The 15,312-nt window shown below is 69.9% G+C and carries 10 protein-coding genes and 2 pseudogenes; 6 read left to right on the plus strand and 6 right to left on the minus strand.

The annotated features are described in order from the left end of the window. Positions 1-187: 187 nt before the first annotated feature. Positions 188-478 carry an ATP-binding protein gene (locus tag ABZV94_RS01345; protein ID WP_356335974.1) on the minus strand — a complete coding sequence of 97 codons (291 nt, stop codon included), beginning with the start codon at positions 476-478 and terminating at the stop codon, positions 188-190. Positions 479-652: 174 nt separating this feature from the next. On the opposite strand from ABZV94_RS01345, the pseudogene ABZV94_RS01350 reads away from it, so the two are divergent. Next, positions 653-802 (plus strand): annotated as a pseudogene (locus ABZV94_RS01350) (transposase); the annotation flags it as partial. Then, a pseudogene (locus ABZV94_RS01355) lies at positions 780-1,267 on the plus strand (nitroreductase family protein). The pseudogenes ABZV94_RS01350 and ABZV94_RS01355, both read left to right, overlap by 23 nt. A 15-nt stretch (positions 1,268-1,282) precedes the next feature. Here ABZV94_RS01355 and ABZV94_RS01360 read toward each other — a convergent pair. Continuing rightward, the gene (locus tag ABZV94_RS01360; RefSeq protein WP_356335976.1) at positions 1,283-2,440 is read right to left on the minus strand and encodes a Dyp-type peroxidase; all 1,158 of its coding nucleotides are present in this window, start codon (positions 2,438-2,440) and stop codon (positions 1,283-1,285) included. A gap of 87 nt (positions 2,441-2,527) precedes the next feature. Here ABZV94_RS01360 and ABZV94_RS01365 point away from each other — a divergent pair, with 87 nt between their 5' ends. Further along, complete coding sequence (locus ABZV94_RS01365) at positions 2,528-3,865, plus strand: right-handed parallel beta-helix repeat-containing protein (RefSeq protein WP_356335978.1); 1,338 nt, start codon at positions 2,528-2,530, stop codon at positions 3,863-3,865. Positions 3,866-3,872: 7 nt separating this feature from the next. On the opposite strand, the gene ABZV94_RS01370 is transcribed toward ABZV94_RS01365, so the two are convergent. From ABZV94_RS01370 to ABZV94_RS01380, 3 genes are all read right to left on the minus strand, one after another. Beyond that, a complete protein-coding gene (locus tag ABZV94_RS01370) occupies positions 3,873-4,553 on the minus strand; it encodes a hypothetical protein (RefSeq protein ID WP_356336246.1) in 681 nt (226 codons plus the stop codon). Positions 4,554-4,860: 307 nt separating this feature from the next. Beyond that, complete coding sequence (locus ABZV94_RS01375; protein ID WP_356335980.1) at positions 4,861-7,377, minus strand: SdrD B-like domain-containing protein; 2,517 nt, start codon at positions 7,375-7,377, stop codon at positions 4,861-4,863. A gap of 830 nt (positions 7,378-8,207) precedes the next feature. Beyond that, the gene (locus tag ABZV94_RS01380; protein ID WP_356335981.1) at positions 8,208-9,278 is read right to left on the minus strand and encodes a serine/threonine-protein kinase; all 1,071 of its coding nucleotides are present in this window, start codon (positions 9,276-9,278) and stop codon (positions 8,208-8,210) included. Positions 9,279-9,815: 537 nt separating this feature from the next. Here ABZV94_RS01380 and ABZV94_RS01385 point away from each other — a divergent pair. Further along, complete coding sequence (locus ABZV94_RS01385; protein ID WP_356335983.1) at positions 9,816-12,626, plus strand: Pls/PosA family non-ribosomal peptide synthetase; 2,811 nt, start codon at positions 9,816-9,818, stop codon at positions 12,624-12,626. 323 nt (positions 12,627-12,949) lie between these two features. On the opposite strand, the gene ABZV94_RS01390 is transcribed toward ABZV94_RS01385, so the two are convergent. After that, positions 12,950-13,162, minus strand: a complete 213-nt coding sequence (locus tag ABZV94_RS01390) for a hypothetical protein (protein ID WP_356335985.1) — start codon at positions 13,160-13,162, stop codon at positions 12,950-12,952. A gap of 325 nt (positions 13,163-13,487) precedes the next feature. Here ABZV94_RS01390 and ABZV94_RS01395 point away from each other — a divergent pair, with 325 nt between their 5' ends. Both ABZV94_RS01395 and ABZV94_RS01400 read left to right on the plus strand, forming a co-directional pair. Next, complete coding sequence (locus ABZV94_RS01395; RefSeq protein ID WP_356335987.1) at positions 13,488-14,363, plus strand: universal stress protein; 876 nt, start codon at positions 13,488-13,490, stop codon at positions 14,361-14,363. 498 nt (positions 14,364-14,861) lie between these two features. Then, complete coding sequence (locus tag ABZV94_RS01400; RefSeq protein ID WP_356335989.1) at positions 14,862-15,305, plus strand: universal stress protein; 444 nt, start codon at positions 14,862-14,864, stop codon at positions 15,303-15,305. Positions 15,306-15,312: the final 7 nt, after the last annotated feature.

A 15,312-nucleotide genomic window follows, 5' to 3' on the forward strand; every position in this document is an offset into this window, starting at 1 on the left:
GCCGTGCCGCGCACGGTCCGGCCCCTCCACCGTCCGCCCCCGCCTCCCTGGGCGCCGCCGTCTGCCGCTGTCCAGCCCGCGTGCCGCTGCCCGTCCGCGTGCCGTTGGCCGTCCGTGCCCGCGGCCCGCCGGGCCGCGTCCCGGCTGCCGGCCGGACCACCGACGATCTTGTCTGCGCCGTTGCCGATCAAGGCGGCGGCCTCGGCTTCGTCTGTCGGCAGGTCGGCCAGGAGGGCCGGAAAGTCGATCTGCCCGAGCAGTTCCGCAACGCCATCCACCGATAGCTCGGCCCGTTCATGATCACCTGGTGGCTGGTGTTGATGAGCCGGTCCAGGAGGGACTCGGCGACGACGGGGTTGGGGAAGAGGGGATACCAGTCGCTGGGCGCCCGGTTGCTGGTGATGATCAGCGAGCGTCCCTGCCGCTCGGAGACGAGTTCGTAGAGGTCGTCGGCCTGGGCTGCGGAAAGCTGTCGCATGGCGAAATCGTCGAGGATGAGGACGTCGGGGCGGACGAGTTCGCGGATCCGTTTCGAAGGTGCGACCCATATCGGATGCAGGATCGGGAAGAGCCCCGGAGATGGCCCGTACGAGACCCATGCCACCACTGACCCCTTTGCCCCGCTCCATAAGAGGGCATCTGATCCGCGTGCTTGGTAGTTAGGGATGCCCGCTGGGCCCTGATCGAGCCAGTCTTCACCGCCTGGTGGGCGAGACGGACTGGGCCCGGAACGGCAGCCCGGGTCCACGACCTGCGGGAGATCGTCAACGCGATCCTCTATGTCAACCGCACCGGCATCCCACGCCCTCGGTCTGCTGCTGGAAGCCGCGCGGTGGGCACCGTCGGCGGGGAACTCCCAGCCGTGGGGCTTCCTCATCGGCAGCGGCCGGTGAGCCGGAGCACGACCGGGTGCTCCCGCACCTCGCGCCGAGCCCGGCCCGCTGGGCGACGGATGCGGGCCTGCTCCTCGTCACGCTGACGCGCCGGTGCGTCGATGACACGCAGTTGCTCTACTCCGAGTTCAACGGACCGCGACCTCGGCCAGGCCGTTGCCCACATGACTGTTCAGGCCCAGGCCATGGGCCTGGCCGCGCACCAGTTCCGGGCCTCTGACCTGGAAGGGCTCTCCAAGGAGCTGGACCCGGACCCGGGCTGGGCGATCGTCTCCATGGCCAAGGTGGGCAAGGCGGGCGGCGGACCCCGGGAGGGCCGAGAGCAGCGCAGCGTCGCGGCCCTGTGCTCCGTTCCCCGGTCACCGGCGGAGTAAGCGGCCGAGCCGTGATCAGCCGAACAACTGGGAACCGAGCGGGTGTTGCCGATCGAAGCCGGGGAGGATCAGGAATGTCGCGCTCGCGGTCGTGGTGGTGAAGGGCAGCAGTGCGTCGGAGGTCTCCATGTGCGTGAGGGTGGCGGTGAAGGTCCGCAGGTCGTTCTGGAAGCTGGTGAACAGCAGGCCGGTGGCGGGCTGGTCGGTGCTGTAGGAGCGGCGGAGCATGAGGCCGACCCCGACCACGGTGGCGTGCGCTCTGCGCACGTGGGCGTCCGCGGGGACGAGATAGCGCCCGTCCGGCGTCTTGGCCCCGAGTTCCGGGCCCGAGGCGGCGGTGCCGCCGGAGAGGGAGACGCCGCTGGCCCGGCGCCGCCCGATGACCGCTTCCTGTTCGGCTACGGACAGGGCGGCGAACCGCGGCAGGTCGAGTTCCATACGCCGCAGTACGGCGAGGGTGCCGCCGGCGACCTCGGGGGGCCCGGCCAGCCACAGGTCGCGTTCTTGTTCGGCGGTCGTGTGCGGGCCCACGATGCCATCGATGAAACCGAGCGGGTTGCGCGGCGCGGTGAGGCCGTTGCCGACGGACACGTTCGTACCGCGGTGTCCGGACTGCCGCCAGCGTTCGTGGACGCGGTCACCGGCGTGGTCCAGGAGCGCGGCGGCGACGACCGGCAGGAGCACCGCGTCGCTGGCACAGATCTGTAACAGCAGGTCACCGCCGCGTGCTTGCCGGGCGATCCGCTCGCGGGAGAATCGCGGGAGGTCGGCCGCGCCGGGCAGCGAGGCTCCGGCCGCGCGCACCAGCCGGGGGCCCACGCCGACGGTCACGGTGAGGTCGCCCGGCGGCAGTCCCAGCAGCCGTGTGTCGGTCCCCGCGGTGAGTGCGCGGATGGCCTGGCCGAGTTCGGCCAGTAACGGCCCGGGCGCCGCGGTGGCGTCGAGGTCGGCCACCACGGCGAGCAGGTGGGGTTGGGCCGGCTGGGGAAGTGTGATGCCCGCCTGATGACGGCCCGTCGCCGGAACCGGCGTCGGCGTGGCCCCTGGGGCAGGGGCGTGCCGGCCTGGCTGGGCGGAGTCCGATGTGCACCCGGCGGTCAGACCCGCGGCCATCATGGCGCCGGTGACATCGAGGAACCTGCGGCGTGACGGGTGATGATCGGCTCGGCGCATGGGGTGCAGAGTGCCACACCCGAAGCGTGAGTGCCGGTCAAACCCGCGATTCCGGCGTCGAATTGGACGTCATGCCAGACTGGGATCATGCCTCGATTAGCTCTTCGTGTGTTGGCAGCGGCAGTGGGCGCGCTGACACTGGTGGCAGGCTGCGGCGGCGATGGCGGATCAAGCAACGGCCGGCGTCCGGCCGGTGCGCAGGTGACCATCCGAGTACCTGCCGACGCCCCGACGATCTCGGATGCGGTGTCCCTGGCCCGGCCCGGTGACCTGGTGCTGGTCGCGCCGGGCGTGTACCACGAGTCGGTGCGGATCGGCACGGAACGCATCACCCTTCGCGGTCTGTCCCGGGACAAGGTCGTCATCGACGGGCGGTTGCGGCAGCCGAACGGCGTCGTCGTCTCGGCGCCCGGGGTAGCCGTGGAGAACCTGACCGTGCGGAACAACACACAGAACGGGGTCCTGGTCACCGGTTCGGCGAAGGCGGCCGCCGGACTGCCGGGGGGAAGCGGCGGCTACGACACCGGCGACGAGCCCGTCACCTTCCTGAAGTCGTTCCTGGTCTCCCACGTGACCGCGACCCGCAACGGTCTGTACGGCATCTACGCGTTCTCCGCCCGGAACGGTGTCATCGAGCACTCGTACGCGTCGGGCGGCGCCGACTCGGGGATCTACGTCGGCCAGTGCAAGCCCTGCAACATCGTGGTGCGGGACAACGTCGCCGAACTCAACGCGGTCGGTTACGAAGGCACCAACGCCAGCGAGCACATGTACGTGGTCGGCAACCGCCTGGTCGGCAACCGGGTCGGGCTCACCACCAACTCCGACCACCAGGAGAAACTGCTCCCGCAGAAGGGCTCCGTCATCGCCGGCAACCTGATCGCCGCCAACCAGCAGACGGCCACCCCGGAGCAGGCCGACGGCGGGTGGGGCACCGGCGTCGGCATCGACGGCGGCAGTGACAACAGGTTCATCCGCAACCGCATCGCCGGCAACAGCAACGCCGGGCTGGTGATCACCGCGACCGCCGACATACCTCCGGTCGGCAACCAGATCGTGGACAACACGTTCACCGGCAACGGCGTCGACGTCGGCTGGACGTTCCCCACCGCCACGCGGGGACGGGCCAACTGCCTGCGGGGCAACGATCTGCGCACCACCGTGCCCGCCCGGCTCACGACGACCGCGGCCTGCCCGGTTCCGGCCCGGTCCTCCTCGCCGGCCGGCACCTGGACGGCGCCGACGGCACCCGGGGGCATCCCGTTCACCGGGGTCGCGGCGCCCGCTCCGCAACCGCAGTTTCCCGACGCCGCCACCGCGGGCCCCACCGCTGTCCCGCCCGTCCCGGCCCTGCCGAAGACGGAGGGCATCCGGGTGCCGCCGGCGTCGCTGCTCGCCGCGCACGCGCGGGTGCAGACGTCCTGATCAGCGGCTACCGGGCCGGGGTGGTGCCGGGTACCGGCTTGACCGGCACGTACTTGTGGGTGTCGAAATCGATGACTACCGGCTCCGGCTGCGAACCCACGCTGACGCGGACCCGGTACATGGTGCCGTCGGAGCCGATCCAGTAACGCACGTTGCCCGCCGTACCGGAGCGGTCGGGGGAGGACGGCCCGGTCATGACGTCGACCCGGTGCCCGTCCACCTGCTCCCGCCCCCACCAGGCGGCGCCGTTCTGCGGCAGCAGTTCGGCGTTGTCCGGCCGGTCCCCGCCGAGACCGAGCGCGATGGACAGGGAGGTGTCCAGCGCGCTGCCGGACGCCAGCAGCCCACGGTCGTACCAGCCCGAGCGGGGCGGCGACGCGGGTGCGTGCGCCGGGGCGTCCGCCATCGGGAGGACGTGCACCGAGGTGGGCGTCCACTGGATCAGCCCGTCGCTGGACCGGTCGCGCCCGGTGCCGTGCACCACGCCGTACCCCACCTTGCGCCGATAGTCGACGGACCCGGTGACGGTCAGCCCGCCGGCGGTGCCCGGCACGGTGATCGTCACCGCGCGGCCCTGCGCCTGGTAGTTACGGAATCGCGTGATCGCCAGCCGGTTCGCCTCATCCGTCGTCAGCGAGCGCGGACCGCCGGCGCCGGAGCCGCCGTCGGCGAGCAGGAACGCGGCCAAGGCGGCCATGGCGACGGCCACGACGCCTATGACGGCCGCGCCCCGGCGCGACCGCGGCCATCGGCGCCGGCCGGCCGGACGGCCCTGAGGGGCTCGCCGGGTCCTCACGCTCCGCACGCGGTTCGACGCTGACACTCTCCGCTTCATCCTTCCCTCACCAGCCGTCCTGCCGCCGCGGCCTCGCGGCGGCACTCGGCAGTCCGGTGGCGGACCACGCCAAGGCCGGCCCTCGTGGACCGGCCGTGACGTGATCCACCCGTCCGCGCCGTCCGGATGGCGGATGGGCGGATCACTGTTGTGCGGTTGTTCAGTGTTGCCGGGCGCGACGATGCCGGGCCACGAACGCGATGACCACGCCCGCACCCACCAGCAGACCGACGAGGCCGATCATCTCCGCCAGCCCGGACGTACCGGTGTTCGCCATCGAACCCCCGCCCCCACCGGCCGGGGCCGGGTGGTTGGCAGACGGCGCGGGCGACGGAGGCGTGGAGCCCCCGGGCGGCGTCGGCGTCGGTTTCGAGGTGGACGTCGGCGTCGGGGTGGGAGTCGGCGTCGGCGCCTTCTTCCAGATGTACACCCCGGCGTCGATCGTGTGGTCGACCCCGCCCGGCTTCTCCGGCGCCGTGACGGGCGCGTAGCCGTTGCACAACGGTCCGCTGGTCGGCGGGGTCACGTTGGAGTCGTGCGCACGGTCGGCACCGGCCCGCGGGAGCGTGAACCTCAGCCGGCTCGCCGGGGGCTGCTCGGGCACCTGGCTGGTGTCCGCGGTGCACACGTTGAACTGCACCGTGTACTTCGCGCCCGGTGTGAGCTCGTACGCGGCGCCGACACCACCGAAATAGTACTCGCCGGCGGCATTGGTCTTCGTCGTGGCGACCTGTTTGCCGTCCTCGTCGAGCAGGTTGATCGTCGCACCCGGCAGCAGCACGTGCCCCGGGTCCTGGATCCCGTTGTGGTCGCCGTCGAACCACACGACGTTGCCGATCTGGATCGGCGCGTTCGCCGCGGCGTACGCGATGTCACCGAGCCCGCCGGCCTTGCCGAACCCGCCCTGTTCCCGGCTGACGAACTGGAAGCCGTTGGCGGTCGGGTTGTTGCCCGGTCCCTCACCGGTCGTGATGTCGTGGTACCCGGTCCCCGAGGTCGCGACGTTGACGACCGGGTCGAACTCCGTGCTGACGACCCACTGCTGCTGGGGGATGTAGGCCACCGACCCCAGCGCGGTCTCCTGATGCGCGTTGGCGAAGGAGTCGCCCGGGAAGTACTCGACGACATCGGCGGGCTGGCCGCCACTGTTGGCGGGGGTGGCGTGGTTGGGGCAGCTCCCGGTGCCTTCCCACTGGTACTCACCGGTGGGCGTGGCGCAGGCCATGGTGATGTCACCACCGGACATGCCGTTTTCCGCCGTGTCGTTCCCCGGGCGGGGGTCCAGCCCTCCCCAACTGAGCACGTCCATGAACCGGTCGCGGAAGCCCAGGATCATCGAGCCGTCGCGGCCGAAGGCGAGGGAGGACAGCTCCGGCTGCGGGTCGATGAAGACGTTGCCCGCCTTCCGGTCGTCCCACGTGTCCAGGCCGGTGTTCCACGGGTTCCAGTGGGTGGCCTTGTCGCCGGAACCGAAGACGCTGCCGCGTTCGTACGTGAGCGGGTGGCTCAGTACCGTGGTGAACCGCTTGCCGTCGTAGGTGGAGACGTAGGCCTTCAGGTCCGCGCGCTGCTGCGTGCTCTCCGCGCTGCACACGCCGCCGACGTACAGCGTGTTGTTGTGGACCTGGAGACCGAACGGCCGCCAGTCGTCGGGGCTCGCGCACCCCGGATCCGGGATCGGGACCGTCGACTTGGGCGCTGCGGCGGTGGCCCCTGTCGCGTCGAAGCTCACCAGGCTGCGGGTCCGCAGGTTCACCGCGTACAGCGTGGAACCGTCCTCCGACAGGGCCAGGCCGCCGATGCTTTCCTTGCCCGGTGCGTCGGTGAACCCGGCATCCTTGATCATATTGGCGGTGTCGTGCGCCGTCACCGTGGCCTCGGGTACGCGCGCGAACAGCTTCGGCGCACCCGAGCCGTTGACCGGCACCGTGTAGATCGCACCTCCGCCCTGCGGCCCGTACGGGGCGTACCGGCGGGCGAACGCGCTCTGGAACAGCCGGGTCCGGTTCGTGTCGTACGCCAACCCGAACGTGGTGCCCACCTGGTCCTGCGTGGCCAGCGTGGCCGGGCACGCCACATCGGTGGGACACGTGCCCCGGACCTTCGTCCCGAACGCCACCAACGCCCGGTTGTCGGTGCTGTTGGCGCCGCTGTGGACCGGCACGAAGTACCGCGAGTCCGGCAGCGCGTAGTCGGCCGGATCCCACACCCCCGTCACCACGGAGGCGTTCTTCGCGTCCGACACGTCCACGAACGACGTGAAGCTGTCGAAGTGGTTCTCGCTCGTCGACGCGGGCGCCGCCCGCAGATAGCCGTCGTACGGCGCCGGGACACTGACGTCGACGCGGTACCGGCCGCCGCTCAGCACGGTCGACGGCGGAACCACGACCTTTCCGGTGGCATCCGTGACGCCGTTGACGACGTGCCCCTCGGGGTCGGAGACCTTGACCTTCATGCCCCGCTGCGGCACGTCCATCGTCGTGTTGATCACGCCGGTGCCGAAGAAGTCGCGCAGCACCTGAACCGTCAGCGTGCCGTCTGCGGCCGAGGCGGAGGCCGGTCCGGCCGTCGCTCCTACGGCGCCGCCTGCCAGCAAAAGAACGGATAACGCTATGCGCGTCGGCGGCTCCGCGAGCTTCCAGGGTAACCGGCGCGTGTCTCTGCCGAGTCGGTTCATGGCATCACACTCCACACTTCTCTTGTCGTGAAAACGAAGCGAACGGCACGGAAGAAAAGGTGCCCACTGCTGGTGCGTGGACCGCTTTGCGGTGATCATGCGAGGAAATTGTGGGTGAGTTGTAAGCGCCGCAGGTCAGGAAGAGCAAACGTGCGTTCACGACCTCAGGCAGGACCGCCCCGGTCGCGTGTTCTTCCAGCTCAATCACAGTGCCTTCGCCCCCCGACGTCACCGACCGCCATCGCGTGCAGCGCGCGATATCCTATCCCTGGAGTCTCGCTGCCACCAGCAGAACCCTTCGCGTCCATCGTGATCCGCGTTATTCTCCGGCACTCAGAGAATGGCGACCGAAAAAACGTGCGAAGCGAAGTGAAGGCCGAAACTGGCCCCGTCGAGCCCATGCGGTCCGGATGACGCATCTCGGACGTGCTCGCCACAAAGGGGCGTATAATTGGCCACTTGTACGAGGGGCCAGGCCACGAAGAACTACCGGCCGGAGACTTTCGGTACTTGGACGCTGCGCAGACCCGGCGGAAGGTCGCGGACGAGCTGCGCGCCGCGGCTTGCCCTCGGCAGACCAGGGGAGCTCGACGAACACAGGGCGGGCGACCGGCTCCGCCCAGCCGTCGAGGCTGTGGGCCGGGTTGGTGTCGATCTGGCGGGGGCGCCGTCTGTCCGCTTCGGCCAGAAGACGGGCCAGCGAGGATGCGTCGTACGGGGTCTTTCCCTCGCCTCCGCCTTGGACCAGTTTCACATCGAGCAGCTGCCGCGCCAGGCGTTCAAGGTCCGGGACTGTGCTGGTGGCGGGAGCGTTCGATGAATGCGTCCGTTCAAGTCCCGTCCGGCCGCGTTCCGTCCTGCCGCCGTCCGCCCGGGCGAGGGCCTCGCCGCGGGGCAGCCGCGGCGACTTCCTCCACCGGCTCGCGAAGAGGATTCTTTTGGGACGTGAGCAGGTTCACCCGGGCCGTGCCGTCCGCCGGTCGGCCCGCCGGGTCGGTGATCAGTGCCCGTCCGACGGCGGCTGCGAGCTCCGGGGCGAGGGCGTGCACCGCCGTCAGCGCGGCAGGCTCGGGACCGGTGTCCACGATTCGGCGGATCACCGCGCCTGGACTGGTCGCCGCGAACGGACTGGTGCCGTGTGCAGCGCAGATGACGCAGCAGGCCCATGCCCACACGTCGGCGGCCGGCCCGACGCGCTCCTCTCCGAATTGTTCCGGCGCCATGTACGCCAGGGTCCCCGGTCCGGCGCCGGTGCGGGTGAGCCTGGTGCCGTCCAACAGATCCGCGATGCCGAAGTCGAGCAGGCGTGGGCCGGCCGTGGTCAGCATGATGTTGGCGGGCTTGAGGTCGCGGTGGACCAGGCCCAGCGGGTGGATTCCGGACAACGCCACGGCCAGTGCGAGCGCCAGCGCCCGCAGTGCGTCGGGGGTGCGGATCGGCCCCTGTTCCCCCAGGTATGCGTCGAGAGGTCGCCCGTCCAGCAACTCCATGACCAAGTAAGGCCGTCCGGCGTCGATGCCGGAGTCGAGGACGCGGGCTGTGTAGACACCGGAGACCATGGACAGCACCTCGGACTCGCGCTGGAATCGGCGCAGCAGATCGACGTTGCCCTGGAGTTCGGGGTGGATGGTCTTCAGCGCTACCTGCGTCGCTGCTCCCTCTCGCCGGGCAAGGTAGACCGTGCCCATTCCCCCGGCGCCGATCCGGCCGAGCAGCTGGTAGTCGCCGATCGTCCGCGGCTCACCTGGGTGCAGTTCCTGGTGGGCGATGAGCGGCACGGCAGCGGGGGCCGCCTCGGGCCGCGTCGGCACATACGAGGAGGGGCGAACCGGCTGCGGAGGCAGGCCGAACGGCGCAATGTGCACGACGGGAGCCACGTACCCGGGCTCCGCCGTCGGCATGTCGGCGACACCCTGCCCTGCAGAAGCCGGGGCAGCCGAAGCACCACCCCCTGGAGTGTCCGATTGATCACCTATGGAAGCTTCAGCGGCCCAGACGCGAGATCGGGATGCGGGTGCTGCATGGTTATTGGGCCAGACCCCCAACCACCTGGCCACCGATCACCGCCGATCGGCGGGGGTGCTACGGACACCTGCCGGGCGGTTGAAGCGGCGATCTTCTCAGCAACCTGGAAACATGGGAGAGGTCCCACCTCGGGGCCACGTCATCTACGTCACCGGCCTCGAACGACCTTCTTACGCCTATGTCCACGACCAGTTTGGTTCTCGCCCCCGCCACCCTGGACCTCCGCAGCGTGGTCTGGCGGCTGCCGCGCGCGCTGGTCGGCCGGCCGGCGATCGGACGGGACCTGTTCAGAGGAGCACCCAACACAACTCCTGGACACGTTCCGTGACTGCCCGAACTCCCGCCGTGCCGAGCCTGAGAACGACGGTATACAGCGCCCACTGAACACGGACCTGACAGGAGGCGATGGGAAGATGGGCTCCGAAACCCCAGCCGCCGAGACGCCTGACCGAGCGGCCGGTACCGAAGGACAGCTGGCCGGTGTCCTGGCCGGGGTCTTGGGTATCGAGCGGGTACCGGTGGAGGGCGACTTCTTCCACGAGCTCGGCGCCGACTCCATGGTGATGGCCCAATTCTGTGCCCGCGTGCGCAAACGCGACGACCTTCCGACTGTGTCGATGAAGGACATCTACCAGCACCCCTCGATCCGGGGCCTGGCCGCCGCCTTCACCGACAGCGTCCCGGCACGGGCACCCGCCACCACCGGCGGCACGGCCGACTCCCCGACCGACGCGTCCGCCGCCGACACCGAAGGACAGCTGGCCGGTGTCCTGGCCGGGGTCTTGGGTATCGAGCGGGTACCGGTGGAGGGCGACTTCTTCTCCGAGCTCGGCGCCGACTCCATGGTGATGGCCCAATTCTGTGCCCGCGTGCGCAAACGCGACGACCTTCCGACTGTGTCGATGAAGGACATCTACCGGCATTCGACGGTGCGATCCCTGGCCGCCGCGTTCCCCCGCTCCGCGGGGAACGTCCAGTCACCGGCAGCCGCGCCGACACCCACGCGAACTTCCTCGCCCGTCCCGGCGGGGCCCGACCTCGCCTCCGAAGAAGTCCCCCGACCTGCGTCAGGCCCGCGGCAGCACGCGCTCTGCGGGACCGCACAGCTCCTGGCCTTCCTCTTGTTCTCGGCACTCGGCGCCACGATCACCGTCCTCGGCTACGAGTGGACCGTGGATGGCACGGGCACGGTCGGCGTCTATCTGCGGGCGGTCCTCTGCAGTGCGGTGCTCTTCCTCGGTGGCTGCGCGCTGCCCATCGCCGCCAAGTGGATGCTCGTCGGCCGCTTCACCCCGCGCAAGATCCCCATATGGAGCGCCGCCTACTTCCGCTTCTGGTGCGTGAAGTCCCTCATCCGCGCAAGTCCGGTGCGTCTGTTCACCGGGTCACCGCTCTACGCGCTGTACCTCAGGGCGCTCGGCGCGCACATCGGGAAAGGCGTCACCATCCTGACCCGCACCGTGCCCGTCTGCACCGACCTGCTGTCCATCGGGGACGGCACGGTCGTCCGCAAGGACGCGCTGATCGCCTGCTACCGGGCGGAGGGCGGCTGGATCGAGACGGGGCACGTCGTGCTCGGCAGGAACGCGACGGTCAGCGAGCAGGCCGTCATCGACATCGGGGCATCGATGGGCGACGACTCCCAGCTGGGCCATGCCTCTTCTCTGCACTCAGGGCAGACGATCCCGGCCGGTCAGTCATGGCACGGCACGCCGGCGCAGCCGACGACCACGGACTTCCGCGCCGTCGAGCCCGCCGCGTGCAGCGCCCGCCGCAGGGTGCTCTACAGCCTGTCGCAGTTGCTCGGTCTGGTGCTGGTTTACCTTCCTTTGACGCTGGCCGGTGTGAGCCTCGTGCTGACAGCGGTGCCCCGGCTGAACGCGGTGTTCACGCCGGGACCGCTGGCCTTCACCCATCCCGCGTTCTACGTCGAGGCGCTCGTCGCGTCACTGGTGGCTTTCTTCGGCGGCATCGTGGCGGCCCTGCTTCTGGTGAGCACCCTTCCCCGGCTGCTCAGCCTCGCGATCGAGCCCGGCAGAACGTACCCGCTCTACGGCATCCACCACAGCCTCCAACGCGCGATCACACGGCTGACCAACGTGAAGTTCTTCACCACGTTGTTCGGTGACAGTTCCGCGATCGTGCACTACCTGCAAGGCGTCGGCTACGACCTGTGCCGGGTCCAGCAGACCGGGTCGAACTTCGGCTCGCTCGTCAAGCACGACATCCCACAGCTGAGCACGGTCGGCAGAGGCACGATGATCGCCGATGGACTGTCCATCATCAACGTCGACTTCTCCAGCTCCTCCTTCCGCCTCAACCCCACTTTCATCGGGCCGAACAACTTCCTCGGTAACCGCATCGTCTACCCCCCACGTGGCCGGACCGGTGAGAACTGCCTGCTGGCGACGAAGGTCATGGTCCCTATCGACGGGCCGGAGCGGGAAGGCGTGGGGCTGCTCGGTTCCCCCTGTTTCGAGATCCCCCGCTCGGTGATGCGAGACGCCCGCTTCGATCATCTGGCACACGGTGACGAGCTGCGCCGTCGCCTCGCCGCCAAGAACAGGCACAACACACTCACCGCCAGCATGCACCTGCTGGTGCGCTGGTTCCACTTCTTCGTTCTCACCTTGATCACCATGGCCGCGGTGGAGCTCTACCACAGCATCGGCGTGGCGTCGTTCGTGCTCGCTTCTCTGCTCACCTGGGTATTTACCGTCGTGTACTTCACGCTGGTCGAGCGGACCGTGATACGGATCCAGCCGGTGAAGCCGCTGTACTGCTCGATCTACGACCCCGACTTCTGGCGGCACGAACGCTTCTGGAAGCTCTCGTCCCACCACTACATGCACGCGTTCAACGGCACACCGTTCAAGCCCATGGTCTGGCGACTCCTCGGTGTACGGATGGGCCACCGGGTCTTCGACGACGGCTGCATCATCACCGAACGTACCCTGGTCCACCTCGGAGACGATTGCATCCTCAACGCCAACTCCGTCATCCAATGCCACTCGCAGGAGGACGGTGCATTCAAGTGCGATCGCGTGTCGATCGGTGCGGGTGTGACCCTGGGCGTGAACACCCTGGTCCACTACGGCACCAGGATCGGCGACCGGGCACGGCTCGACGCCGACACTTTCCTGATGAAGGGTGAGGAAGTGCCGCCTCTGGCGCGGTGGGAGGGGAATCCGGCCCGGGAAGCAGTTGCGGTCGACCAGCGGTGAACCTGAAGCCCCCCGCCGGCGTCTACTACTTGCCGGGTGCCGGGTGCCGGGTGCCGGGTGCCGGGTGCCGGGTGCCGGGTGCCGGGTGCCGGGTGCCGGGTGCCGTGTGGCACCGGCCGACGACTCGTCTCCCATCCAGGGAAGTCAAACGGCCGGCGCGGTTCCAGTGTGTTCCGGTCAACAGAACGGCCGGCGGGGCCCGTGCCGGGTCGACGGGTGCGTGCGGAGGGCCTCACGGTCAGGCGCTCAGACGTGGTGGTGCCGTGTGATGTTCCGGGCCGTGCGGGCCGCCTTCTCCTCCGTGGCGGCGAGGGCGCCGCCTCTCACTCCGAACAGGCCTGGCGAAGGAGCACGGCAGGTCCGTGCGCGGCGCCGGCAACGCCCAGCAACAGGGCGAACGCTTCGTCGGGATTCGGCGGCAGCCAGCGGGCCACGGGCAGCAGCAGGCCCATCACCTCGTCGCCGGCCGACGCGAGTTCGGCGAACCTTGACTTGCCGAGGCCCGCGTAAAAGGTGATGTCGAACAGAACCTCCATGTTCGGGTACCCCGGAAAACAGCGCAGCCCCGAAGAAGCCCTCGCCCGCGCCCACGCGGTCTTCCGGCGCGGAGACGATGCACGAACTGAACGAGACGCTCTGCTCGATCACCGGGGGTACAAGGGTCGGGCGAGCCCAGTACCGTCGCGACCGGATCGCCGCCTCCGTTCAGCAGGCACACGGACAGGAACACGAGCCCCGTGGGGCCGAAGGTCCCCCGGCTTGAGCCGAAGCGCCCTCGCGACCACGGCCACGGGGTGCGACGGTGAAGTTCACCCCCCATGCCGCACGCTGCGGGCGGCCCCATGAAAGGCGGTGGGGACCATGACACTTCCTCTGGTGGTGGGCGTGGACGGATCGGACGCGTGCCTGCCGGCGGTCGACTGGGCTGTGGACGAAGCCGCCCGTCATGGGGTTCCGCTCAAGCTGGTGTACGCCTCTCTGTGGGAGCGCTACGAGGCCGGCCTGCCCTCGGTGGGTTCCGGACGGCCCTCCGAGCAGGTGCTGGCCGAGCACATCGTCGCTTCGGCGGCCGACCGCGCCGAACGGCGCAACCCGGAGGTGAAGGTCAGCACGGACATCGTTCCGCAGGACGCGGCGGCTGCTCTCGTACGTGCGGGTGACGACGCCTTCGCGCTGGTGACGGGTTCGCGGGGCCGTGGCGAGCTCAAAGGGCTGCTGCTCGGGTCCGTCGGGCTGGCGGTCGCCGCCCGGGCACATTGCCCGGTGATCGTGATCCGGGGCGACCGGGCGGGTCTTGCGGGTGCGCATGAGCGGATCCTGCTCGGCCTGGGCGACGCCGGCCTGAGCACGCAGGCCGTGCGGTTCGCCTTCCGGGAGGCCGAGGTGCGGGGCTGCGTCCTCGACGTGGTGCGTGCCTGGCGCAGGCCCGCCTATGACGGGAGCGGCGACCGGATACGGGCCGGAGGACCGGACGACACCTACGAGGAGCACGCCTCCGCCGCGGTCGACGCCCTGCTCAGAGCCGCGATCGCCGAGCATCCGCATGTCCGGACGCGACCGGCGACGCTCGAAGGACCGGCCGGCAAGGTTCTCGTGGACGGGTCGGCGGCCGCGGATCTCGTGATCGTCGGTGCACGGCGCAGAACGGGATACTTCGGACTTCAGGTCGGCCGCGTGAGCCACACACTCCTGCACCACGCCCAGTGCCCCGTCGCGGTCGTACCGGAACGGCAGTGACCACCGTCGGGCCGAATCGGCTCCACCGGTGCACCGGCAGCTGGAACAGTCCGCTCATGGGGTGAACGGCACGCAGGTCGGGCCGTAGGACCCCTACGCGACGGATATCGACGGGTGACAGGAATGCCATCACCCACTGGACCGGTTTCAGCGCAGATTGCGCGTTCCTGACGGTCGTCGCCTTTGCCGTGCTCTCGTCGGCGGCGTGGGCCGCCGGACAGACGGCCACGGCCACCACGCCCATGGGGTCATGACCGTCCTCGTCGGCGTGGCCATCGCCTTGCCAGCGCACCCCCGACCGTCGCCGCCTGAGCCGGTGGGATCGGGAGGGGGAGCGGGTTGATCAGAGCTGGGTGACGCGTTACGGACGCTGTGGGCAGCGTCGCCCGTCATGCCGCCGGATGCGTATCGCTGGCGGTGCGGCGATGGGTCCCGCAGCGTGGAGAGCAGTGACGGACCGGCCCGGTGGGCGCACGCGCCGAAGGAGAGGTGGGACGCATGGACAAGGATGCCTCCGAGCGCCGGGTGGTGGTCGGTGTGGACGGGTCGCGGTCCTCGTACGAGGCCCTGCGCTGGGCCGTGCGGTACGCCGGCCTGGTCGACGGCATCGTGGAGGCAGTCGCGGTATGGGAGCTTCCCGGCCTGTACGGCTGGTCGGGGCCGGCCGTCGACATGGACGTCGACGAGGACGAGACGCGCCAGAAGATGAGCCAGGAGCTGACCGACGTGCTCGGCGCCGACACGGCCGGCTCGGTGCGGACGCACGTGGTGCACGGCAACGCGGCCGACGTCCTGTTGCGGGCCGCCGAAGGGGCCGAGGTCCTGGTCGTCGGCAGCCGGGGCAGGGGAGGGTTCGCGCGTGCCCTGCTGGGCTCCGTCAGCCAGCACGTGTCGCAGCACGCGAGCTGCCCGGTCGTGATCGTACGTTGCGAGAAGGACTGACGCGGAT

The organism is Streptomyces sp. NPDC004658, assembly GCF_040609555.1.
GTDB lineage: Bacteria > Actinomycetota > Actinomycetes > Streptomycetales > Streptomycetaceae > Streptomyces.